Raw genomic sequence first — 24,443 nt, 5'->3', positions numbered from 1 at the left:
ATTAGCAGAGGTGTGTCAAGAGTGCTAAGCGGTGTTCATAAAACTGGTTCTGAATTCAGGGTAAGGTCATTTATGATCGTTGATACAGCATTTATAGGAAATGAGGTGTGTAATTTTTCTTCATCGATCTTTAGTGTGCCTTTGTTTATGATAGAACTGAGCCTTCGTAGCTCATTGAACAACCTTTCAGCTGTTAATTCGCCCTCGGGAATGATCCTTGCAAGACCTGTTTCTTCAAGTGCTTGTGCGTTCCTCATCTGTTCGTTGTGTGTCACCCAAGGAATTGGTATCAATATGGAGGGAATTTGGAGGACACCCATTTCGTAGGTGAAATTTGCGCCACTCCTACCTACAAATATATTTGTATTCGAAAACACATTACCAATTTCTTCAGCAGTAATGAACTTAACTGGAAAAAACCGATCCTGTTTATCAGCAGGTAACTTTAAGCGATCTTTCCAAAGGATCTCATGATCTTTATGAACCTGGTTGTCTCCTGTTTGGAGAACTACTTGAAATTCCTCAGTTAAATAGGTAAGCATCTGTCTGACAGTGATATTTAGCAGATGAGAACCCTGTCCACCACCTGCTATTAGAACTATTGGGTATTTTTTGGAGTTAGGTAACATTTTTCTGATCGCTTGCTGTGCAGGACCCTCTCCCGTTGTGTTGAATATCTCTGGTCTAACAGCATTACCTGTATGTAGAGTTCTCTCTCTTGGGAAAAATGATGCAGATGAGATAAATGAAATGTATATTCTTTTTGCAAATTTCCCAACGATCTTATTGGTCAAACCAACCACAGCGGTTTGTTCATGTATATATACAGGTATGCCACGGATCTTTGCGACTATACATATAGGAACAGTCACATAACCTCCCGTGGAGACCACCCTATCTGGTTGAAATTCCGAAATTACTTTCCATGAGTCAATAAAACCGCCCAATATACCGAAAAGTAGTTTGAATGAGCGAAAAGACAGATATCTTTGTAGTTTTCCTGCCCTTATAGATCTATATGGGATATCTGTTGTCGACAGAATCTTCTCTTCGTGGCTTTTACCTTTGGTTTTACCATCACTTTCACCCTCCATTGTGAGATCACTGCCGATATATAGGATCTGGTCTAAGTTCATTTCATACTGTGATCGTATACCACTAATGATGGCTGTAGCAGCAGAAACATGTCCCCCAGATCCTCCTCCTGTGAACAAGATCTTTTCTTTAAGTCTTTTTCTGTTCAATGATTGTAAATCTACTGATATTAAGCAATAGAGCGAATCCGCATATGGCAGCTATTGTACTTGATCCTCCATATGTAAAGAATGGTAGTGGTATACCAGTTAGAGGTATCAATCCGACATTTGCGCCCATATTAAAGAAAGCTTGTGCTGATAGCCATACAGTTAGACCTGTTGCCATAAGCCTCCCTACTCTATCAGGTGCTTGCCGTGCGACTCGTAATCCTGCTGTCAGAAATATCATCCATGCCACAACGAACAAGATCCCTCCAAACATTCCCAGTTCTTCTAATATGACAGCAAATATTGAATCTGTAAACGCGGTATTCTCAACTAAGTAACCAAAACGTTGACGTGATTGTCCAAAGCCTTTCCCCCAAAATCCGGCTGATCCGATACCTATTAATATCTGCTGTATCTGATAACCAGCACCTTGTGGGTCGATCACTTCGCCTGAGAATAGTAGTTTGAGGTATGTTTGTACCCTGCTGAGGCGGTATGGTGCTATCACGGCAGCGATGATCGCGATCAAACCCATGACTGCCGCGATACCAGCAGAACCTACCAGATGAGCGACATCAGTACCCGATGCAAGAAAGATCGCTAATGCTGTGAAGCCAATGATCAGTGTAGTTCCAAGATCTGGTTCTAATAAGATCAGAAATAGCACTAAACTAAGAGTTGCGATAAAACCTATCAATTTCTGAACAAACCCAACTCTTAAAGCCTCGGAAAAGGTGTCGAATTTCTTTCGTTCCTTTATCAACCATGTAGAAAGATACATTATGAAAACAGGTTTCATAATCTCAGCTGGTTGGATCACTAAATAATCTGAGCCTAATCTTAACCAGCGCTTTGAGCCATTGACGTCCTGGGCAAAAAGAACAACAAATAACAAGAAAATTGAGAGAAGAAACACAGGAACGATAAATTTTGTTAATTTTCTGTAATCAACCAAATAGATAAATGTAGCTGGTAGACTTGCCACAATTAGAAAGAACAGATGAAGTTTGAGAAAATGGTACGGGTCATTGAATGGTGGCTGATCAGCTTGATATACACTTGCATCAAAGATCATGATAGCTCCAAAAATAAGCATCAAGAAAAAGAAGGTTACTAGTGTGCGATTTGGGGAATGGGCTTTAGCTTTCTGATTTTTTTTCTTTATTGTTTTGGGCATTGTACAGTTCGACTGAAGTTGCTAATTAGGTTACTATGTATATATCAGGCATACTGAATTAACATTCATTTCTTACTATAACTCTTTAAATGACAGCACTGCAACTAAGGCGACCACGAGACATGGGTCTATTGATAGTGGTTGGAGGACCAGGTGGATCAGGGTCATCGACTATCGCGAAAATGCTAGCGAGGAACTATGGGTTGCATTATGTGTATGGAGGGAGTTTTTTGCGAAAATATGCCGAGGATTACGGGTATACTGATATAAGAGATTTTTTGATATCGAAGGAGTTTCAGGAGAATAGAGAGGTTATCGACCAGGCAGTAGATTCAAAATTGCTGAGAGCTAGTTCATGGCATGACGTTCTTATAGATAGCAAGGTATTTGCCGCTGTAGCAACAAATATGCAGATCCCGTGTACAGTTAGGATCTGGTTAAATGCTTCATTGCATACTCGGGTTCGTAGAACATTGCATAAACAAGGGCGAATAGATCTTTCTATGCGTTTACCAAAATACTCAAATATATACAAAAATACAGAGATATCGTTGAGAGACCGATATTTTTTAGATAAGAGCAGATATAAGGATCTATATGGAATTGATTATAGTAAGCCAGAAAAGTATAATGATATTGTCATTGATACTTCTCCTCTAAATGAGGGGCAGACAATGGAACTACTTTTATCTATGATCAAGAAAGGAGGTTATCTTGATCCCAAATAATGATATGAATCAAAATTCGGATCAGAATTCAACCTCTCCATCAACACCAGGTCAAGATCTCCCAGTAGGGGCATCAGATCCATCATCTACGACATCTGATCCGACTCTAACAACTCAGGATCCCCATATCAATCCAGCTATCCAGACTCCACAACAACCACCACAGAATACTGCACAAATACCAACTGACCAACAAAACCTACAGAGTCTACAAAATGTTAACAATTCACCAACTACAATCAATCCTGCAACTCTGACCTCAACCCCAACGCCTGATCCAACCTCTCAATCATCAAACCCTACTCAAACACCTCCATCAGCCCAACTATTCGGACAAGCGGACGGACAAACGGTCGGACAAACGGTCGGACAGGTAACTGGTCAAGTACCAGGTCAAACAGATCAAACACCAACTACTTTGGGATCCGGCGTAGTATCACCATCCGCAGTGCCAAACTCATTTGTAGAACGATCGGCACCTCAAGTTAAGATCCCCTTGAGCGATCAGCAAAATCCAACAACCACATATAGCGTTGATCCTTCAATTCCGGTGCCTACAACGACAACTACAATAACAGATCCTACAACAGCTACAATAAACGCTCCCACACCCTCCACACCACCAGGTACAACACCCTCCACACCACCAGATACAACATCCTCCACACCACCAGGTACAACACCTTCCACACCACCCACACCAACAGATAAGCGATCCGCCTCGGTTATGGATCCAATATCAGACGACATTCTCACAGATAAATTGTATCCCGAGGATCTGGATGTAAAGTGGAACTCATGGAAATGTCTAAAATGCGAATATGTTTATGAAGGTCAAAAGCCACTAACAAAATGTCCTCGTTGTGGAAATGATGACCCTGATAACTTTGATGATCCATACTGATCGCTATGATCCCTGATCATCTCTACCCACTTACGCAAAAATTATCCGGTTCAAAACTGTGTATTTTTGATTTTGATGGAACCTTAGTAAACCTGGAGTCATTGAATTTCTACTGTATCTGTAAGGTTACTATGAAATTTGTACATAAGAAGCCTGATCTGGAATTCTATCGTCAATCTATGGCAGGAAGAGAGGCAAGAGAGGGATTTCGAAATGTATTGAGCCATCTTGTTCCTGACCGAGTTGATGAATTTGATTTTGATACATTGCGTACTGAATATCACAAATACAAACGCCAAGCATTACAAGAACCTCCGGAGACATTTTCCAGGGTTGTACCAGGAGCTCAAGATTTCCTTCAGATCCTTAAGAAGAGAAGCTATCATTTGGCGATAGCTTCAGCATCAACCAGGGAATTTATGGAGAAGCTGATGAAATACTATAAATTGTACGATAATTTTGAGTTCATAATTGCTGCTAGGGATGTTCCGGAGTCAAAGCCAAGTCCACTTCCATACAATACAGTTATAAGCCATTTTCACTTACCGGTAGATGAGATCATTGCTTTTGAGGATTCGAAGAATGGCATTAGATCTGCTAAGTCGGCGGGTCTTTACACTGTAGGGATACATAACCCTGGCTGGAATGATTCTTTTGTATGGGATATGGCAGATATTACGGTAAGTGATTATAGGGAGTGCATTGATGCTTTAACCTAAAGGCTCAAAAAGCCGGTTTTCAGAGTAAATGTTTATCAGAGAGTGTAGATCATGTGCCGAGGGCGGGAATTGAACCCGCACGCCATTGCTGGCACGGGATTTTAAGTCCCGCGTGTCTGCCTATTCCACCACCCCGGCATATTCATTACATTCTACTATTACTTACCCAGTATTCAAATAATTCTTGGAATTCCGTGTAAGAATGATCTGATCTAAAGAGTATATTGGAGGTGATGGCGGGATTCGAACCCGCGCATGGGAGTTTTGCAGACTCCTGCCTTAACCAGCTTGGCTACATCACCCTTTCGGGCTATTATAATGAAATTATCAATATAGTTCTAGAGGTCAAGAATATCGGAAACTGACACTATCTCAAGGATGGTATTGGTTTTCTTTCGCCCCACTGTGCTTCCACTTATTACGATCACCTTATCTGTTAACTCAAGATGCCCATTTCCAAAAACGATATCGATGGCTTGTTGGATCAAGTCATCCCTGTTCTTTTTAAAATCTTGAATGTAATAACCTGTCACACCACGATATAATTGTTGCTGTCGTATGAGGATCGGATTGCTACTAATACTCCAGATCGGGATGTTAAGTCGATGTCGCGTAAGTGAGGAGATAGTCTTTCCTGTTTGAGATATAACTATCACACCTGCGATCTTCAATTCATTTGATAGTTGATCTACATGTCTACAGAGAGTATCTGTCTCTACTGATGCGGCTGTTTGACCTGTCACAACTTGGGGAGACATATACTGCTCTACTTCAGTAGCTATTGTAGCCATCATTTTTACAGATTCTACTGGATGTTTGCCCGTAGAGGATTCAGCAGATAGCATGATAGCATCAGTTCCATCCATTATTGCATTTGCGACATCACTAACCTCTGCTCTGGTCGGACGAAGATTCTCTCTCATTGATTCGAGCATTTGTGTTGCAACTATGACAGGTTTACCTTTCATCCTACACTTGTAGATGAATTGCTTCTGTAAGATTGGTATCTTTTCAGGAGGTAATTCTACCCCCAAGTCACCACGGGCCACCATGATCGCATCAACCACCTCCAGGATGGAATCGAAATTCTCGACACCTTCGACATCTTCGATCTTGGCTATGAGTTTTGCATCCGAATCTTTCATTATCTCTCTTACCAACTGGACATCTTCAGTATTGCGAATAAATGATGCAGAAATTAGATCGAATTTGTTTTCGACTGCAAATCTTATATCGTCTTGATCTTTCTGGCTCAATTTGGGGAAATTCAGGTGGACTCCGGGTACATTAACAGTCTTTCTAGTTTTTAGTATCCCTCCAGCAAGGATCTCACATACGACCTTATCTCCATCTATGTCCCTAGCTATGAGTACTATGTTACCATCGTCGATCAGTATCTTTGTACCTCTGACAATATCTTTATGTAATGATTGATATGTGATCTTAATATAATCTTTTCTTGTGCGGGATTCGGAGGGTATCAGAGAGATCTGTTGGCCGGTTTCTAGAGTGATCTCTTTTTCAAAGCCTGTGACACGGATCTTATGACCCTTGGTATCCAGCATGATAGCAGTTCTAGGAGAGAGTCGACGTAATTGGGTGGAAACACGATCTAACTCCTCAAAATCAGCAAAAGATGCATTTATCCTTGCAACTACCAATCCTTCTCGTATCATATCAAGCAACACTTCATCATCCCATGAAGCTGGACCTATCGTTGCAATTATCTTTGTTAATGGATGTTTTGTCATGGGCAGTGTTGATAGAATTGATATATCCAATTCTATTTAGTATATTTTAACTAGGTGATATTCGCAAGTTAACACTATATCAGGGAATTAGCAGTACATTTAATGGATCTTAAGAAAACACTCTACAAACTCCTTATCTCAGCGACCTTTTTACCGGTGATCTTTATGTTTTTTGGTGGTATGTCGATACCAAGTGATAAATTGTATCTTTCAGCCCTAATTATCGGTCATGCGATCGCATTGATACTTCATGAGAATATCCTGACCTTTTTTGCTATAGATAAGGCATTTCTTCCAAGGGTTGTTGTGATGTGTTTACTTTCTGCGGGGTTTTTATATCTAATGGAGCTTAGTTTACCAGGGTTTTCGATAAAGGAGTTGAACTTTTCTGAGGTAGATCTTACAGTTATTACGATCAACCCCATTGGAATGTCAAAATATGCTACAATCGGCACGTTCTCAGCTTTGAGTGCGCTTATGTATATGCTGTTCCTTAAGCTGAAAGATTAATATAAATATTGGTTCCAAAAATGGATACAGTATCACAAGTTTTAATGATCTCTGAGGTTATTGTTGTTATAGGACTTGTTATCAGTATACTTCTTCAGAGTGGAGATGAAGGTTTAAGTGGAATGTTCGGAGGTGGAGGTGGAGAAACCTTTAGAACTAAGCGTGGATTGGAGAGATTCATGTACTACACAACCATTATATTAGGCGTTGTTTTTGCTGTTCTATCATTCCTCATAGTAAAATTTGGTCAATAATTCATTACTCAAATAATGAAGTCTCAAATATTTTCAACTTTACGAGAGTTCTTCTGGTCATATCCGGACAAACTTAGGTTATTACATATCAAGACTAGACCCTTGGGATTTATCATTTTGTCTGGTCTGATCTCTATCCTCTTGGTTTCTCAATTCTCAAGCCCATTTTTCTTTTCAGTGATGAGTAAACAGCGATCAGATGTATTCACCGAGGGTATGGTTGGGTCTATCTCTACTTTCAACCCTATGTTTGTAACTGGTAGCGATATAGATAGAGCTCTCTTCGAACTCGTTTATACCCGTTTGATCGAGATAGATGACCAAGGAGAACCCTTGCCAGCATTAGCCTATGAGTGGGATCTTACAGAAGATGGTAGGGGTATACGGTTCTTGCTTCGTGAAGATATGTATTGGCATGATGGTGAGGAAGTGACAGCTCAGGATGTTGAATATACCATTAAAAAAGCGATAAAACTATCTGATCAAGGTCAGGACACGTTTGGTTTCGGTCTATCAGGTGTAGATGTCACCTCTGAAAGCGATCATTCGATAGTCATACACTTTGAGGAGATAGTCAGTTCTGTGTATGAGTCTTTATCCGTGTTCATACTTCCTGAACATATCATAAGTAATGTGAATGATCGTGATATGTATGATCTTGGGAGAGCCACATTGCCGATCGGATCTGGACCGTATTTTATCCGATCATTGCATTCAGACACGATAGATCTCAGTAGTTGGGAAATGTATCCTTTGAAACCAAATATCAAGGATCTAAGGTTGATCTACTTTACAGATGAAAAGTCTCTTTTGACAGCGTTTAAAAACAATCTGCTTGATGCAGTATCGAATGTAGATGATTTTCGCTCATCATTAGGAGGACAGTATCCAAAATTCAAAATAAATACTATACCCATTGATCAACGCAAGAAGATGCTATATTTCAATCTAAGAAATAGTAAATTACAAAGTTTGGAATTGCGTACAGCGATTGTGGAGGCGATAGATAGGGAGCAGATCGTTGAGAATATCCCAGAAGCGTATAAGGTCTCAGATACTCCATTGAGTGAGGATTCATGGGCCTATAAATCTACTGAGAATCCTTACCCTTATTCTACTGAAAAATCTGCAGAACAACTTGTTGCAGGAGGATATGTGTTGGATGAAGAAACAGGTTTGTATCAAAATTCAGACGGTGAACCTCTGACACTAAGTATTGTGTATCTGGATAATGATACAAATCGCATGATCGCAGAAATGATAACGGAAATGTTAAAGAAGGTTGGAGTGACAATAATAAGTACTGGGGTTGGGTATGATTCCCTGATAAATGAAGTATTAGCTACACGAAATTTTGAGTTGCTCCTGATCGAACTCGAAATAACTGCTGATCCCGATCAATATAACTTGTGGCATTCTACAAAGAAGAACTATCCTGATCTCAATATTGCCGGATATGAGTACAATCGTGTAGATGTATTACTGGAAAGGGCTCGATTAGAAAGCGATCGAGCTGTTAGGAGTGAGGATTATCGACAGATATACAGATTTATTACAAATGAAATACCGGCATTAGTGCTTTATGAACCCTCATACACATATATTATCCATCAGCGCGTAACTGGCGTCGATCTGAATGATGCAGACTTCCCTTATAAGCGTTATGCAAACATAGTTGAATGGAAATTCTCTGAGTAGAACCTTTTCCACGAAGCAGATCCCACAAGTTCCAGAAATTTTACTCCTCGGACATAAATTCCCGACCGTAAGGTCGCGAGAGCGGCTTCATCACAGATCCTAGATACGCAAGAACAATACTGATAATAGGAAAAATATTTTATAGGAACAGAAAAGAAGCTTATTTTTTCTTGCTCGTTAGGCTGATCGTAATGTTTCTCTTCTTCTTGGTCTTAGGGGTGGCGCTCCCTTTAGAAGTTTTCTTTTTGGTTGGTGTTGTCGGAGTGATACGCTTTATCCTACCAAGTGGCTTTGTTTTCAGATCTTTGACCTCTTGGAACCTATTCTTACTCTCGTATTCTTTTACTTCACTTTTTTCGTTTTTTTTTGCCGTTGAACGAGTGGTCTTACTCTTCTTGGTAGATCTACTTTTTTTTGTGGAGGTTTTTGATCTGGAGGATGTTTTCTTTTTGGCTTTTTTCTTTGTACCGGTTTTTCTTGGTACATCTTCTTCCTCCTCCTCTTTGATCACTTGCTTTTTAGGCTTCTTTTCAGTTTCCTCTTCAGGAGTATATATCCCTACTGCACCTAACTTCTCTGTCATACTAGGTCTAGCTTCTTGAGTTTGTGCAGCTGTTTCATCGTTTCCGTGATCTTCTGATCCATCACCAGTAGATAGTTGAGTATCCTCATCTTCTGAGCCCTCACCTTCAGTTGGAGACATCTGTACATTATCTGATCCGGAAGTTTCATCTGCTGGAACCACTTGGTCAAGACCATCGGGATCTGGGTCTGCGGTTTTGAATTTCTCAAGGAATTCTTCAGCAGAAACCTCTTTTACTGTATCCGGGCTATCGTTTTCTGTGCTTGGATCTGTATCCGAGTCGATCTCAGCATCACTATCAGCTGATACAGGCTCATCATTGGTATCATTCTGGTCGCTTTCTGTTTCATTTACCTCAGAAGTGTCTTCAGACCCATCACCGGAGGCTTCAGAAGCTTGAGTCTCGACTTCTGTTTCATAGACAGGGATCTCATCTCCTGCGGGTTCTACATCTTCATATGGATCCAGTCCGGCACTTTTGGATACCTTTACTGTAGGTTTACTACTAGCAGGTTCTTGTAAGTCTTCAGGTAATCCTGTGATCCCTCCAGGGTCATCAGGTTCTGAGATATCCCCTAATCCGCCCTCCTCTCCTTCTCGTGTTGTTTCTGATGGTACCGGTATTACTTGTGGATCATTTGCATTATTGGTTTTCTTCTTACCTATTAAGGTCATACTTTTTAATTTATCAAGGAAAGAGGGCTTTTTATCTGCCTCTTTCTGTCCCTCTTCCTCTTTTTCATTGCTTGCTGGGGTAGTTGAAGCTGTAGCAGGGTCTGGGTTTGAAGCCTCCGAATTTGTAAGTGTAGGGTCCTCAGATGAGCCATCCTGTGTTGAGTTTTCATCTGTCCCATCATCTGTAGATGATGGATCTGAGAGAGTGTCCTCTGCCGTTTCAGACGGTTTGTCTACAGTTTGGTCGGTTGTATCATCTTCGTCTGATATGGCCTCATCTGCTGTGGTTGTGTCAGATCCGCTAGATCTGTCTTCTGAGGATCCATCTGTGGATGCATCTGATGTCTCGTCTTTGTCTGGATCATTGTCTGATGTGTCGTCATTATCGTCGGATCCCTGATCTCCATCGTCTGAGGCTTTCGTTTCGGAAGTATCTACATCTGCTTCTTCGTCTGATTGTTGATCTGGGGCTTGTTGTGCAGTCGCTTCTGCTTTTTCATTATCAGAGTCTTCTTTGTGTTCTTTGTCGAGCTTTAAGATATCTTTGATAGGCTCCCTCTTCTTTCCTTGTAGGACGGCTTTAAATGTACTCTCTATCTTCCTCTCACTTCTAAAGAAGATAATTCGAGATAGAAGTACTCCTAGGATAAGTGCGATCAGAAAGATCCCCCCACCTACTATCATCAGATCTCGGTTCTCCAAAAGAACATCCTTGATATTGCTCGTTGTGATCGACGAAAAACTAAAGAAGATCGGTGTGGTTGGCTCATCGACTTTTTCTTCTGTGATAGATGTTTCCAATGAAAAGGTAACCGGTTCGGACAGGTCGCTACCGTAACCATTTTTGGAAACATAACCGACTGCATTGTAGATGCCTGTTGAGAAATCTCCCTCTATCGTTGCTTCCCAATCTCCTTGATCAGTTACCTTTACTGATTCTCTAAAAGATCTGTCTGCACCTGATACAAATAGATTTAATTTCGAAGCAGGTAAACCGGTACCAGTGACGATCAGAGCATTGTCCTCAACCGTTGGTGTGTCGATCTGAGGCGGTCGAGGGAGGATCACTATAGTATCCTCATAGGTTCTTTCTGTATCTGTATCATCGGTGAAACGAACTCTGAGCGTATGATCTCCTATACCAAGCGAAGGTAATTCGTATGGTGATCTGATCTCCTTCTCCTCTGCACCATCTATACTCAAGAAAACACCCTTATCAGTGGGATCTGTGAAAGTAAGTGCATAGTTGGGATTATCTGTTTCTTCAGGGATCAGTAGTAGTAGTAATTCTTGTAATCCTGCACTATCCTCATCATTTTGTGAAAAGATAGGTGAAGAAAAGCTCGATAACAGAATGATTGTGAAAAAAAGTACGGTTAATTTCCTCATTGTTTTTTAATAACTTGATCTAGAAGTTGGTATTCTCATATACAGTATTCAATATTTCGCCGTAGCTGTCCATATCAATATCTATGATACCTGAGTCATCAATAGTAGTGGGGATAAGTTCGTAAGTTAGAAATTGCCCATTGTATAGGTATAATCTGACCATGATAGATCTCCCCTCTACCCCTTTGTCCGGTGGGTAAGCAAAATCTCCTAAACCATAAAATACCGGTACACTGTCGATGTACTCCATAGGTTTTACAATAATTGAGTTAGTTCCAAAAACCAGATCAGCACCAGCACCGACAAGTCTTAAAGCATAATTTTTCTCCTGCTCAGAGATCGTGCTTGAAATATCTGATCCCCATTGCATATCCACTATCTGGATCTCATCTTGTGGACGATCTAACAGAGTTTCGGATAGATAGTACCCATCCCCTGCTACCTTGTCTGGTGCTAAGGTTCCTGATGATCTATCTGTTGAAAGATATCTTGTAGGGGTTACTAATGAAAAACCTGTGAGGAACATTTTCAGCTTATCTTGTTCTATTGTGACACCTATTTTTGCTTCTTCACGATCCATACCTCCACCGTAGTAGCCTAAGTCTTGTTCTAGATACCCCGAAAGAGTGCTTTCAAATGCAGGTCTACCGACATCAAGTACACTCTGTCCAGACACGCCCACTATATCAAAGCCAATATCAGAGATAAGTGATTGCTCTATAGGTAGGCTACAAAGGATCCTTGTTTCAGGTGACTGTGAGCAATTCTCAATGAAAGAACTCTCATTGTTTAGGATAGAAATATCCGCATCCTTTATCATAGTGGTGATGTTAGAGAAGAGATTATCAGTAGTCGAATTTTCACTAGAAAATAACGATCTACTGCCAATAGCTGACCTACCCGTAAGGAGGATACTCCGAACATTCTCCTGATCATATGAGTTAGAGCCAAAGTATTCTTCGACTAAACCCTCTACTTTGATATATAGATCCTGTTGTTCTTGATCTGGGATCGTTGACCAGATAGTTCCAGAAAGAGGGTATGTGAATACATATAGGTCATCTGAAAATGGCGTAATACCATCGATAGCTACACTCTTGACTTTGGGTAGTAGCTCCTCGATGGGCAAGATCGCCAAGGTATTGGGATCATTGAGCACTGTGTCTATCAGTTCAGTTACATTTTTAGATAGACCTCGTGTAGATGTACCATACATTGCATCTATGAAAAATGAAGCTTCATCCGTGAGATAGATCTTGTACTTGTCTATGCTACCTCTATTCAATCCATCCTTGAGGTCAGCCCATGTCACGTTCAGGATGGGTTGGTCAGCCCTGGATACTAGAGTGTATACCCTGTGATACAAGGAATTGTATCGATTACTATCCACGATCCCTGACGATAATATAAGTGTACAAGAATTATCGTCAGAAGTGAGTTGTTGTGTATTGCTTAATTCCCTCTCAAGGAGATCTGTCAGATCGGGAGGAAGTTCTCCTAGGCATACCTGTGAAGAAACTAAGTCAAAACTATCATCTGAGGGTTCAGGATCTTTCTGGGAGGTATCTGTAGTCGAAGTGGTCGATTGTGTATCTTGCGTAGCTCTATAAGCAAAACTCCCGACAGCAAATAGGATAGTTAGTCCAAAAATGAATTGAGCAATGATCTTTCGAACCTGTTTCTTACGGATCTCTCCGAAACTTTCATTTCCCATACGTTATCTTTCAATCTTCGATCAGTTTATCCGTGAAGAGTATTCCTCGCAAATGATCGAACTCATGTTGTACAACTCTTGCATTCCAGCCACTCAACTTTTTCCTTTGAAGTTCGCCATCAAGATCGAAATATTTGATACGAACTCTTTTGGTACGTCTTACCTTGCCTACTATATTTGGAATACTAAGGCACGCCTCATCCTTATCATCAGTTCTTCCTCCCAGTAGTTCAACTTCAGGATTGATATAGGGGATATACTCATCACGATTTCCGTCATAGGCTAAAAAGATGTTTAATGGAACTCCGACTTGGATCGCAGCTACACCTGTATGCATCCAACCTGGTTCGATCTCGACCTTCATCATAGATTGATATAGATTCTGGGCAAAAGTCTTTATTTTCATGCTCCCAAGCAGATCATGTGGGATATCAGAAGATACACTCCGAAGTGTGTCTTCGAATTCTGGTAATGTGAGGACAGTATATTCTGTTCTAGTAATCAATTCATTAATATCCATCATAGAGAATGATCATTATATCGTTATGAATTGTATATTAGATAAAAGTTTGGGTCTAGTAGTAGTATAGAAAATTGAGTCTAAAATTAAAATACTATAGGTTATGCATAATCAGGTAGGTGTGGGATATGACAGTCACGAGATCCGTGTGAACCAGAAAACACTCCTTGGGAAAGCTAGAGCAGCAGAATTAGCACAATCCCCAAATATGGGGTTCTCAGTACTGATCCCAGAACATATCTTGGCAGCTGTTCTGGATATTGATAGGTTCTCTGAAGTCACTGAAAAGACACCTCTAGAAACAGCTATCTGGAATTCTGATAGTGATAATTTTCGCATTCCCAAAGAAAAAGTCTATGAGGTAACACAGGAAGAATTGTCTATTCAAGAAATCATGAATCTTGCACACCGATTAGCAAGAAGTAATGAATCTGTTTGGCCATACACTGCTCATGAACTTATCGTACAGAGCATTACGCTAACAAATTTCATAATATGCAATATTCTAGAAGCGGCTGTGAGTAGATACACATCAACAGATGAAACTCCTTCTTGCTTATTTACTTTAATGAAGAGTTTTCAAGCAAATATGGAGGGCTTGGGATATCCTGTTAGTTTAATTCTGTTTGATGAGTTGGTAAAGATAGATCCTGCTGTTGGTTATCTATATGCAGTAGAAACAGAGGGTATGGAAGCATTTAGTCGCATGTTTACCCCTGATGGTCAGAAAAATGGTAGCTATTGGAATGTATGGATGAATTCACTGGAATGTATCAAGCCAGTAGATGGATTTCAGTTATATCAATTAAGCTCCATACCGTTAAGTATGGATCTTATGATTTCGTTACAGAACAGATTTTTGGGAACATTCCTGGTTACAAACAATGATAGGTTGAACGATATGCAAAAAACTGAACTCATCGAAAATGCAATGCGTTTTGATTTAGATGTCGCTATAATTCCACCCCTGCAGGAAAATTTCACTGATGGTGAATATTTCTTATCTGAAATTGATGGACATATAATTGATGCTTTAGTATATCGCCATCGTATGACAAAAGCCCGAGAATCATTTCTTATATATTCTATGTTTCTCTTTGGCGATATCCGTTATCTAGACAAACTCATAAAATCACTTTATGTATTTGTGAATGCTTATAGCACCAGTATCAACACCGCAGATCTGCGGTTCTCAGCAAACACACAAACCCCAGGTAACGAGCCTACTACTTCTTTAGTGCCATTCAATCCATCGAAGGAGTTCTTAGTATCATTCCTATCTTCATTACAAGCACATCTTAAAAATTGTCCTCTCCCAACCCAAAAATTCCCTGAAGAAAAAATTACATTTTATAAATTTGTAGTTGATCATTTTCTAAAAATTCTTGAAGGTACACGATATAGTATGATTCCAATCATGGATGTTTATATGCCCAATGGCCCACTCAGCTAACTTATATGTAAGTGCTATAAGTTAGCGGGAAGGTGTTCTTGCAACATCTCTAATATTTTCAAGATACTTTTTGTCCTCTCCAGTGTTCGTTCATGTTGATTGCTCGTCAGAAACGTCACATACTCGATTATTCGCTTTTTGAGTTTATCGAGAGTCTGATGGTTACTTAATCTATAAACATGGAAATCTTCAATATCAGTAAAGGCACATAATCGGACACCTAGAAGATGATCTAACCAATGTATAGGAACCGTGTGAAAATAGTAAATTCTCAGTATATGATTTTCTACAATTGGATCTATGAGGTTTTTTTTGTTTCGATAATGATAATCACTTTGTGGTCTTCTTTTTAAAGTGCTAGTTCCCACAGAGAATATTTGTTCTGTACTGTAAAGCAGGCTCATGATCCACCAACCAAGTGAAATGTCATGATCCATTGCACTGTTGATCAGCTTATGAATGTCTAAAAACGAGCTTGAGTGTCTCAGGAACAGTTCAACGAAATTAAGAGCTGATCTTTCACCCCCATACATATTTCTTTCCATGATAATACAAAAGAAAAGAGCTTCAGAGATCATCTCTTCAAGTGAATCATCTAGATCATCCTCGTTATTTTCATGTGTTTCTGTATATATTCTAATCTCCTTTGCTACTACCTGAGCAAGTATAATTGCATCATGAGAGGGTGATATTGGTGGTTCTACTAATGAGTTATTCTTTGCCAGAAATGTGTAAAGTAATTCGATAATGTCCTGGGGAGTATAAGTCTCGATAGTTAAAGTTGATTCAGGATAGAGAATCTGAGTGATAGCTTGGAGGACATCACCTCCTTCTGGTTCAGTTTCTGGACTGTCAAGGCCTGGGGTACCTCTATTAATATGATTGATAAGGTTTATGTTGATATCTTAATTTGAAAAAAGAGTCATTATGTTCAATGTGATTTTCTTTTCTATACCTTGATGATGATTATATACGAAAATATAAGTTTTTGGCTCTTACGGTCAAAAAGTCCTTCGACTATAAGGTCAGGGTATCTTTGTTATTTGAGAACTCTTATGGGTTTCAGTCTCGCTTTGCGGAACCCTAAATAGAATATATGTCAAACAATGCGAGGTTGGATTCTTTTACGATTTAGTTATAATGAACCATGAAAAGATCATACGATGCTTTTACACTGATCGAGATCCTTGTGACGGTGGGTCTGATCAGTATACTTGCGGCTGCAACTATACTCGCGATCAATCCTAGTGTGGCGTTCTCAAAATCTCGTAATGCTTCAAGATGGAATGGTGTTCGTGCTATCCATAGTGGTATCGAACAGTGGTTGATAGATGGAAATGATATCGATACACTCTTAGAAGGAGATGGGTCACCTATTGCGAATTGTGTAGATGGAACGACTGTGATAACGGATGTTCCGACGATCCTTGATGGTCAAATAGATCTCGATGCTGTATTGGTGGGTTCTGATCAGGCGTATATCGTAGAGATACCTCGTGATCCATCAGCGACTTCTGGGGGTGATACGGGATATCGGATTTGCCTGTTTGGCCAGCAAAGTAAACGGATATTGATCTCTGCGCCTGACTCAGAGTTAGAAGAGGTCATCACAATTCCAACAGAGACTCCACCTGAGTTGATCAGTGACACTATTGCAGTAGTTGTAGGTAGCGGAACTAACGACACTTCCCTACTCGGTGGTACTGCATTCAATAGCACCGATACTACATTGACATTAGGAACATCATTTAATAATTCAATTCATTTATTCCTAAATTTCCAAAATCTAGATATCCCACAAGGAGCGACGATCACCAATGCTACGCTTGACCTTGTGGTCACTACTGTCAGTGGTTCTAACGTAAATGTGGATCTGATGACATATCCGGACCATGACACCTCTCCGCCGACCAATTCTACATCGTTTAATTCGCTAGAATCTGGTCTAGATGAAATTGTTGTCGACTGGAACTCTGTACCAAGTGGAGGATGGGGTACTCCCATATCATCACCAGATATTTCTGCCTTGATCCAATCTCATATAGATGATCCTACATGGACTCCGGGTAGTGATATTTTGATCTGGGTTGGAAATGACGGATCGGATGCATGGTCAGGTATATCGGTAACTTCAGGAGATTTTAGTGGATCAGAGGATAAACCTACCCTATCGATCGACTTTGAATATTATCCATAAATATAGATCAGAGCATGGTGCATGTATTTGATGGCCTCCTATAGGATAACCATCCTAGAAGTTTTGTTGTGAAGATGGTCTAGGCACGAACCCATTGTTGACCTCCTGAACTGATGCAAATGGTATGAGGTTGGCAGTTGTGTTAGGTGACAAGTTTTGCTGTGATAAGGATCTGGCAGAAAGAGGATGAATTTTTATGGAGTAAAAGGGCAAGTGGGGCGTAATAGAATTCTCTTAGTGAAGATAAGATCAGTCGGACAACTGTTTGACGGAACATAAGGATCTTGCAAGTAATCGTTTGAAAACACATCCGGGTAGTATATAATATGCAGTCATGGTGGCTGTAGCTCAATTGGTTAGAGCATCGGTTTGTGGTACCGAGGGTTGTGGGTTCGAGTCCCATCTGCCACCCCATACTGTACTATCTTCCAAATTTACGAGTAGATTGAACGGTTCTAAGTAGTCGTAGTGCAGTTTTTTACCATCCCATGTTACGTTCTGAAGTACAGTTTTGATTAAGAGTTGAGCTTCATGAGGTTCCGAACGTTTAAACAACTCTGCACTATGCTTAGCTAGCTCTACAATAAGGTTTGCGGTCACATAGAAGGCTCTATCAACCTTCTGTACATTTGTTAATTTTCTTTCTATTTCGTCTAATTGAGATTGATACTGTTTGTTCTTTTTTTCATACAATTCATTAGTAATACTTTCATCATATTTATCATCGAGTAGTTTTAGCATTCTATTATTAATTGATTCTCTTTCAGAAATCAGATGTTTTATTAGGTCTTTTGAGATACCATAACTCGTTTCATTTAAATCCCTTAGGTCTTTGAGGACTTTCTCAGCTGTCTTTTTATCAAGTTGGATATTCTTAAAAGCTTTGGCAAATTGGTTCTTAAGAATTTCCTCACTTACATATTGAGCTCCATGCTTTCCTCCGTATTGTGTACATCTGTAGTAGTTCTTGCCTCTTTGTTCTTCTGGACTTAAAGTATAACCGCATACAGAGCATTTAATATTTCCGATCAAAAATCTACGGGCGGAGCGAAGCGGAGTCCGTAGATGGAGATATCCCTTGTCTTGAGGTAGAATTAAGAAATGGAAATACGAACACAAGCCCACGCTGCTTACCGTCTGATGTACCATATAGTCTGGATACCGAAATTTAGACAAAAAATCATGGTGACAGGAGTTAAGAAATATTGTGAAGAGGTAATAAGAACATACATAGCGGAGAGGTATCCAGACGTGAGTATAGAAGAAATAAAAATAATGAAAGACCACGTGCACATGGTAGCAGTGATTCCTCCAAAATATGCAATAGCAAAAGTTGTGGGAGATATAAAGGCGAATAGTTCAAAGGAAATAAGAAAAAAGTTTGAGTATATAAGGAGGAATCCTGCAACATGGAGCATAGGATACTTTGTAAGCAGTGTGGGGTTGGATGAGAAGAAGATTAGACAATATGTACAGTATCAAGAAAAGCAAGACAAGGGGCAAACGAAGTTTGTGTTGGAGTAGAACCTATGGGCGTAACGAAGTGGAGTCCATAGAGTGTCAGTAAAAGTTTCTATTTTTATTGAATTCATACTTAGTTTTTATACTTTTAGCTTTTGGGTAGATATAGTATTTGTTCCAGTAATTACTTTTGTTTTCATGATGGAGGCATTCTCGAAAACGAAATCTGAGTATGAACCAGTTCGTAAGCTATTTTCATTCATAGTTGGAGTCATAGGTTTACTATTGATCTACTTTGTCAGTAAAAATTTAATAGCGGATTATGAATCATTGTTTACGATTAATAACTTCCTATCTCTACTGACGCCAATTTTGCTTAGTTTACTTTTTCTGCCATTTCTATATCTTGTAACTCTATATACGACCTATGAAAATTTGTTTGTTAGATTTGAGATTTTATTAAAGCAAAATCCTGAGTTTATTAAACCACTTAAACGCAAAGTATTGGTTACAAACAACTTCAATCTTAGCAAACTGAGAGTTTTTATAGAGAATTCTAGGATGAAGCTAACAAAAGTCTCTACTAAAAACGATATAGATAATTTATTTAAGAATTAACAACAATGAAACCATTCAAACCACACAAATTACCAATAAAAGATTTAGATTGGGATAAATTCCTTGAGCATATTGGTGAGGCTAATAGAGCTGTGGCAAAGTTTGATGGTTATATGCAAAGCATACCAAAAGCAAGGATTCTTCTATCCCCTCTTACCACAAAAGAAGCTGTATTGTCTTCAAAGATTGAGGGGACACAAGCCTCTCTTGAAGATGTTTTGAAGTATGAAGCAAGCCCCAATAAAAAGACTGATAAGTATGAGGATATTCAAGAAGTCTTAAACTACCGCAAAGCTATGAACATGGCGATTGATAAACTTGATGAGTTACCGCTCTCAGCTAGACTCATCAAAGAGAATCATAAAGTCCTGATGCAAGATGCCCGTGGTAGTGACAAAACTCCAGGTGAATTTAGAACTGGTCCAGTATATATTGGCAACCCTGCTTTGGGACTAGATCATGCAAGTCATGTTCCGCCAGAAGCGAATGAAATAGAAGATCTCTTTGCCGATTTTGAGAGATATATTCATTATGATGAGAAGGATTACCTTGTACAACTTGCTATAATCCACGCTCAGTTTGAAATCATTCATCCATTCTGGGACGGTAATGGTCGTACAGGTAGGATATTAATGCCATTATTTTTATATTATAAAAAGGTTCTAAAACAACCTATGCTTTATCTTAGTGAATACTTTGAGACCAATCGTGATGAGTATTACCAAAGATTAAAAGCAATAACCAAGGATAATGATTGGGAGAGTTGGATCTTATTTTTCTTGGTTGCAGTAATTAAACAGTCTGAAAAGAACATCTTGAAAGTTGAGGAGGTGCTTAATCTTTATAATTCATTAAAAGAAGAAATTGTAACTATTCCTACTCCGAAAAATGCAATCAAGGTTTTGGATTTTCTATTCTCAATGCCTATTTTTAATTCACCAGATATGACAAAAGAAACAGGAATCCAACGTATGACTGCTTTAAGGATTTTGAAATATCTTGAAGAAGTTAAAGTTTTATCTAAAAGTGATACTACGAAGGTAAACTCATATAGATTCAATAAATTAGTTAAAATTCTGGAGTAACAGTCTTGTTTCACGAAGTCATATATGTAACAAAAAGAGAGCGTTTTGTTACAAGGGTCGCACTTTGTAACACCAGTGTTACAACCTTAGTCTCAAATTGGGACTAAGAAAGAAAATTAGTTCCAACTTGGAACTAAGTAGGTATTCTAGTTCCAAAACTGAAACAAAATGAAACCAGCATACACACTAGAAAAAATTAAATACGCAACTGACGAACCAACATATAAACGAGCAATTGGTTTATATGAATCAGGCAAGATCAAAGAATTTGACGACAATGGAATTACCTATACTGCTACAGTACAAGGTACTCACCCATATAAAGTTGTAGTTCATTCCAAGTCTTATGATCGAGGTCGTTGCAATTGTTATCTAGGTGAACAGGACATACTGTGCAAGCATATGGTTGCTGTGGCTATTTATGCAATCCTGAGAGGCAAGAAAATTCCAACAGAAGATAAGACAACTATTTCTCACCCAACTTGCAGTAAGAATCTAGGAGAATTGTCTACAGAAGAACTTGCGGAAACCAAAAAAGTGATCTCAAATGCTGTAAGACTGATTAAAGCATATTCTGGACCTTCAAGGATCTGGTTTGCATATCAAGATTCACTTCGAGAAGGCACAAATAGATTATCTACAATTGTTTCAAAATTGCCAGTAAGCTATCAAACTGCTGACTTACTGGTAAAATTAATAATTAGACTCGATAAGAAGCTTGTTTCTGGGGGTGTTGATGATTCAAATGGTACTGTAGGCGGATTTATTGCAGAATGTGTTGGTGTTTTACAAGAGTATGCCAAACTTGATGAAAAAAGTATAAAAGCTTTCAAGTCGTTAGTTGGAATATCATCTTGTTTTGATTGGGAAGAGCCTTTGGTCGAGATCTATCAAAATTCCCTCAAGAGTAACTAAACTCAGGCTTTACCATACTCTTTGCTTCAACCAACTTGTCATATAAGCTGTTTAGTATGATAGAGGCATAGCGACCCCAGAATCCTAATTTACCTTTATTGTTAGTGTTTATGAGCTCAGAGGGAGATTAGACGCTAGCACTAGCTATAAACTCTCTTAAATCATCAACAGTTGTTTCATTTTTCATTAAGAAAGTATTCACACCAAGTGATCCAGCTACTTCTAGGTTCTTTTCCGAGTCATCTATGTAGTATGTTGAAGTGGGATCTAGTGAATTCTCATTTAAGATATGTTTATACACTTCGACATTAGGTTTAACCAAACCAGTTTCCCAGCTGAAATATGATTTCTTAGGTAGCTGAAACAGTTTAGGGAGATTATTTCTGTAGTAATCTGTTCTTTCTCTGAAATTGTTTGAGAGAAAATAAATGTTATAACCTTGTTGTTTCAATGAAAGTGCAAACTCATACATTTCTTCATCTAGTGATTCTCCCGAGAAATACCAATCCAAGAATTCAGTTTCATCAAGTTCTACACCCCACTCTTCGAAATATGATTCACAAAGAGAATATATCGAAGGTGCATTTGGTTGTCTTACAATATCCATGATAGATTTCAGTGCAGTAAGGGATTCTTCTGTGGAAACCTTGTACTTTTTCTCAAGCCTTGATGTAAGATACTCACCCTTGATGAATACTCCATTAAGGTCGAAAATAATACTCTTCATAAGTAATGATGTCAGCTTAATCAAATGATTATATCAAAAGAGTAGAATGTCTTTGATACTTAGTTGAGTTTGCTCTGTAATGAAAGGCTAGAAGTTCTTAAGCCTGAAGATAATCCTGATTTATTCTATGGTCACGGACTTGATGCTGTAGAATTTTACCATAAAAATAAAGATGCAAAGACAGTATTTGAGCACGAAACTAAACAAGCAATCGCAACTCAAAGAGGCCTCGACACCTTTCTGGAGATAGGGTTTGGGTTTCAAAATATTGCTCTTGAAGGAATCGCAATTACACCAGAATATGTGAGTAAGCTCCGGAATTCTGATAAGCATGATATTAGATATCTTTTCTTAATTGATGAAGACGCACAAAGAATTCGAAACAGGATAAATACGAGAGGGCTTTATGATGACGGTGATAAATACCCTGATTGGATAAAGGACATAGAGGTTGAATGGGTGATTATGTACAACGAATACTACAAAACAGAGTGCATGAAGTACGGGCTTGAAATTCACAACATTGATGAGATTGATAGTCTTAAAATCCTTTAGTCTAGGCAGTACTGGAGTACAGGATCGTTACCGTTTTTATAGTCAGCAATTGTAGGTTCGATGTACACATCGGGTTTAATTACAGGATCATTTCCATCAATAAATTTCCAATACTCAGAGGAGTAACGTATTTCAACTTTCGAATTCGGTAACTCAAAAAAGTGAGTATAACCGAAATGGTTTATCCCCTGAGAAGCAGGTTGTCCAACAACCGTAGCACCAAGCTTGTATTTCACATCATATGTATTAAGAGTCCCAGAAGAGAATACTTTTCTATTGATTAAACAATAGACTTTGGGTTTGTTTTTATCGATATAGCTTTTTAGTACATCAGCGATCTGGTCAAACAGAGAGGAGTTACCACCGTGATTATTTCTAAAATCGACAACTATTTTGCTTGGAGTATTCTTTTTTATAGCAGCCCTAATCTCTCTTGTGAATTGCTTAAGTGGATAATCCTGATCTTCCCTACATCTTGAGTACTTAATATACAAAGCATTTCCCTTTGATAATAGGAAATAGCTAGGTCTTTCTCGTAAAAACTCTAGTCCTTCTGTCCAATAGATGCTTGTTTGCATAGTAGACTTAAGTCGTTTCTTGGACTTTACCTTCGTACCATCTGCAAAAACATAAGTTATGTATTTATTTTTATTTGAGGTTACATAATTAATCAGCTTCCAATCACTTAACGATCGAGATATCTGCAATTTCTGAGCTTCAGGATTATCATAAATAATATACTTGTCGATTAGTCTAGAAAATTCTTCTATACTATAACCATTTATTGACTTAAGCTTTGTAAGTAGTAGCTTTTTAGTCTCCTTACTTACTACGACTGGGGCATAGGTACCGTTGATATGTTCGAAATAGAAAGGAGTTTTAGGATCTTGATATCGATCAACCATCGAATGAGCATCCCGAATCTTTGCGAAAATCATTTGCAAAACGATTGGAAAATCCTTTTGTTTGAAGTCCTTATTATCAACAAGAGCTACAACTCTATCTGTCATCATAATAAACTCATCCTTTGAGATTAGTGCATACAAATCCTTATGTTTTCTGGGGAGTGTTTTAAATAGATAGTTAATATCGTCAATTAGTTTTTTGTTTCTCATACCCATATTATAGCAAGTAACATTATTGCTACGCGATAACTAAATTTCAATCTAATATAATTATGATATGCAAAACGGCGTAAAAAACGGTAAAGCAACACAATTCAGTTCAAAGCAACAACCATCTCCCGATCAAAAATCAAAGGGATGGGAAAGAAAAAGGCAAAGTCAAATATTTATGGATAGGATTACTGATTATATGGGAATGACCATTTCAGAATTTGAAGAAGTTAAAGAGAATATGGAACATCACAAAGATCAATTTACCATCAATGATAAGCTGGCCTTTACATACATCTCAAAAATGTCTAGTTCAAGCAAATTACTTATAGACTGGGTAGATCGACTACTTGGAAAGCCCAAGCCAGAGAATGAACAAGAGATGCAAATTACTCCTGACAAATTTATATTAGAAATAATTGATAAAACGGATGATGTAGAAAGTTAATAA

At 38.8% G+C, this 24,443-nt stretch carries 22 protein-coding genes and 3 tRNA genes; 14 read left to right on the top strand and 11 right to left on the bottom strand.

Annotation, left to right across the window (positions count from 1 at the left end):
- Window positions 1-35 precede the first annotated feature (35 nt).
- Both H6763_01240 and H6763_01235 read right to left on the bottom strand, forming a co-directional pair.
- Window positions 36-1,244, bottom strand: coding sequence for a UDP-N-acetylglucosamine--N-acetylmuramyl-(pentapeptide) pyrophosphoryl-undecaprenol N-acetylglucosamine transferase (locus tag H6763_01240; protein MCB9803431.1), 1,209 nt, complete (start codon window positions 1,242-1,244; stop codon window positions 36-38).
- Window positions 1,225-2,421, bottom strand: a complete 1,197-nt coding sequence (locus tag H6763_01235) for a cell division protein FtsW (protein ID MCB9803430.1) — start codon at window positions 2,419-2,421, stop codon at window positions 1,225-1,227. The genes H6763_01240 and H6763_01235 overlap by 20 nt, the downstream gene beginning before the upstream one ends.
- An 89-nt stretch (window positions 2,422-2,510) precedes the next feature.
- On the opposite strand from H6763_01235, the gene H6763_01230 reads away from it, so the two are divergent.
- The 3 genes from H6763_01230 to H6763_01220 are packed head-to-tail and all read left to right on the top strand — an operon-like array spanning window position 2,511 to window position 4,772.
- Entirely contained in the window at window positions 2,511-3,149 is a 639-nt protein-coding gene (locus H6763_01230; protein MCB9803429.1) for an AAA family ATPase, read from the top strand.
- A 4-nt stretch (window positions 3,150-3,153) separates the two neighbouring features.
- Window positions 3,154-4,053: a hypothetical protein gene (locus H6763_01225; GenBank protein MCB9803428.1), complete on the top strand. Its 900-nt coding sequence runs from the start codon at window positions 3,154-3,156 to the stop codon at window positions 4,051-4,053.
- 5 nt (window positions 4,054-4,058) lie between these two features.
- The gene (locus tag H6763_01220; protein MCB9803427.1) at window positions 4,059-4,772 is read left to right on the top strand and encodes an HAD family phosphatase; all 714 of its coding nucleotides are present in this window, start codon (window positions 4,059-4,061) and stop codon (window positions 4,770-4,772) included.
- Between the two features lie 54 nt (window positions 4,773-4,826).
- Here the strand turns inward: H6763_01220 and H6763_01215 are convergent.
- From H6763_01215 to pyk, 3 genes are all read right to left on the bottom strand, one after another.
- Window positions 4,827-4,910 (bottom strand) — tRNA-Leu (locus H6763_01215).
- An 87-nt stretch (window positions 4,911-4,997) separates the two neighbouring features.
- Window positions 4,998-5,074 (bottom strand) — tRNA-Cys (locus tag H6763_01210).
- Between the two features lie 36 nt (window positions 5,075-5,110).
- On the bottom strand, window positions 5,111-6,523 hold the full coding sequence (pyk, locus tag H6763_01205) for a pyruvate kinase (protein ID MCB9803426.1): 1,413 nt from the start codon (window positions 6,521-6,523) through the stop codon (window positions 5,111-5,113).
- A 102-nt stretch (window positions 6,524-6,625) separates the two neighbouring features.
- Between pyk and H6763_01200 the strand changes: the two genes are divergently transcribed.
- Genes H6763_01200 through H6763_01190 form a run of 3 tightly spaced genes read left to right on the top strand, consistent with a single transcriptional unit; the run spans window position 6,626 to window position 8,985 of the window.
- The gene (locus H6763_01200) at window positions 6,626-7,033 is read left to right on the top strand and encodes a hypothetical protein (GenBank protein ID MCB9803425.1); all 408 of its coding nucleotides are present in this window, start codon (window positions 6,626-6,628) and stop codon (window positions 7,031-7,033) included.
- Between the two features lie 20 nt (window positions 7,034-7,053).
- Entirely contained in the window at window positions 7,054-7,287 is a 234-nt protein-coding gene (gene secG / locus H6763_01195) for a preprotein translocase subunit SecG (protein ID MCB9803424.1), read from the top strand.
- 15 nt (window positions 7,288-7,302) lie between these two features.
- A complete protein-coding gene (locus H6763_01190; GenBank protein ID MCB9803423.1) occupies window positions 7,303-8,985 on the top strand; it encodes a hypothetical protein in 1,683 nt (560 codons plus the stop codon).
- A gap of 160 nt (window positions 8,986-9,145) precedes the next feature.
- Here the strand turns inward: H6763_01190 and H6763_01185 are convergent, their stop codons facing one another.
- The 3 genes from H6763_01185 to H6763_01175 are packed head-to-tail and all read right to left on the bottom strand — an operon-like array spanning window position 9,146 to window position 13,869.
- A complete protein-coding gene (locus tag H6763_01185) occupies window positions 9,146-11,632 on the bottom strand; it encodes a hypothetical protein (GenBank protein MCB9803422.1) in 2,487 nt (828 codons plus the stop codon).
- Between the two features lie 19 nt (window positions 11,633-11,651).
- A complete protein-coding gene (locus H6763_01180; GenBank protein ID MCB9803421.1) occupies window positions 11,652-13,346 on the bottom strand; it encodes a CapA family protein in 1,695 nt (564 codons plus the stop codon).
- A 10-nt stretch (window positions 13,347-13,356) separates the two neighbouring features.
- Window positions 13,357-13,869, bottom strand: a complete 513-nt coding sequence (locus tag H6763_01175) for a peptide deformylase (GenBank protein ID MCB9803420.1) — start codon at window positions 13,867-13,869, stop codon at window positions 13,357-13,359.
- 100 nt (window positions 13,870-13,969) lie between these two features.
- Here H6763_01175 and H6763_01170 point away from each other — a divergent pair, with 100 nt between their 5' ends.
- The gene (locus H6763_01170; protein ID MCB9803419.1) at window positions 13,970-15,319 is read left to right on the top strand and encodes a hypothetical protein; all 1,350 of its coding nucleotides are present in this window, start codon (window positions 13,970-13,972) and stop codon (window positions 15,317-15,319) included.
- Between the two features lie 14 nt (window positions 15,320-15,333).
- Here the strand turns inward: H6763_01170 and H6763_01165 are convergent, their stop codons facing one another.
- Window positions 15,334-15,897 carry a hypothetical protein gene (locus tag H6763_01165; GenBank protein ID MCB9803418.1) on the bottom strand — a complete coding sequence of 188 codons (564 nt, stop codon included), beginning with the start codon at window positions 15,895-15,897 and terminating at the stop codon, window positions 15,334-15,336.
- Between the two features lie 569 nt (window positions 15,898-16,466).
- On the opposite strand from H6763_01165, the gene H6763_01160 reads away from it, so the two are divergent.
- From H6763_01160 to H6763_01140, 5 genes are all read left to right on the top strand, one after another.
- Complete coding sequence (locus H6763_01160) at window positions 16,467-17,516, top strand: type II secretion system protein (GenBank protein ID MCB9803417.1); 1,050 nt, start codon at window positions 16,467-16,469, stop codon at window positions 17,514-17,516.
- Between the two features lie 337 nt (window positions 17,517-17,853).
- Window positions 17,854-17,930: transfer RNA gene (locus H6763_01155), tRNA-His, on the top strand.
- A gap of 687 nt (window positions 17,931-18,617) precedes the next feature.
- Window positions 18,618-19,040: an IS200/IS605 family transposase gene (gene tnpA, locus H6763_01150; protein ID MCB9803416.1), complete on the top strand. Its 423-nt coding sequence runs from the start codon at window positions 18,618-18,620 to the stop codon at window positions 19,038-19,040.
- Window positions 19,041-19,600: 560 nt separating this feature from the next.
- Window positions 19,601-20,680, top strand: coding sequence for a Fic family protein (locus H6763_01145; protein MCB9803415.1), 1,080 nt, complete (start codon window positions 19,601-19,603; stop codon window positions 20,678-20,680).
- Window positions 20,681-20,848: 168 nt separating this feature from the next.
- Window positions 20,849-21,595 (top strand): hypothetical protein, encoded by a 747-nt coding sequence (locus tag H6763_01140; GenBank protein MCB9803414.1) that lies wholly within the window; start codon window positions 20,849-20,851, stop codon window positions 21,593-21,595.
- A gap of 127 nt (window positions 21,596-21,722) precedes the next feature.
- Here the strand turns inward: H6763_01140 and H6763_01135 are convergent, their stop codons facing one another.
- Window positions 21,723-22,322 (bottom strand): HAD-IA family hydrolase, encoded by a 600-nt coding sequence (locus tag H6763_01135; protein ID MCB9803413.1) that lies wholly within the window; start codon window positions 22,320-22,322, stop codon window positions 21,723-21,725.
- 69 nt (window positions 22,323-22,391) lie between these two features.
- Between H6763_01135 and H6763_01130 the strand changes: the two genes are divergently transcribed.
- A complete protein-coding gene (locus H6763_01130) occupies window positions 22,392-22,877 on the top strand; it encodes a hypothetical protein (GenBank protein MCB9803412.1) in 486 nt (161 codons plus the stop codon).
- Here H6763_01130 and H6763_01125 read toward each other — a convergent pair.
- Window positions 22,874-23,992, bottom strand: coding sequence for a hypothetical protein (locus H6763_01125; GenBank protein MCB9803411.1), 1,119 nt, complete (start codon window positions 23,990-23,992; stop codon window positions 22,874-22,876). The genes H6763_01130 and H6763_01125 overlap by 4 nt on opposite strands.
- A 67-nt stretch (window positions 23,993-24,059) precedes the next feature.
- Here H6763_01125 and H6763_01120 point away from each other — a divergent pair, with 67 nt between their 5' ends.
- Window positions 24,060-24,440 (top strand): hypothetical protein, encoded by a 381-nt coding sequence (locus tag H6763_01120; GenBank protein MCB9803410.1) that lies wholly within the window; start codon window positions 24,060-24,062, stop codon window positions 24,438-24,440.
- The last annotated feature ends 3 nt before the right edge of the window (window positions 24,441-24,443 follow it).

The sequence above is a fragment of the Candidatus Nomurabacteria bacterium genome, assembly GCA_020632395.1.
GTDB lineage: Bacteria > Patescibacteriota > Dojkabacteria > SC72 > JAHDCA01 > JACKFQ01.
The sequence above is the reverse complement of the archived record's forward strand: the minus strand, read 5'-3'. Positions and strand labels throughout refer to the sequence as shown.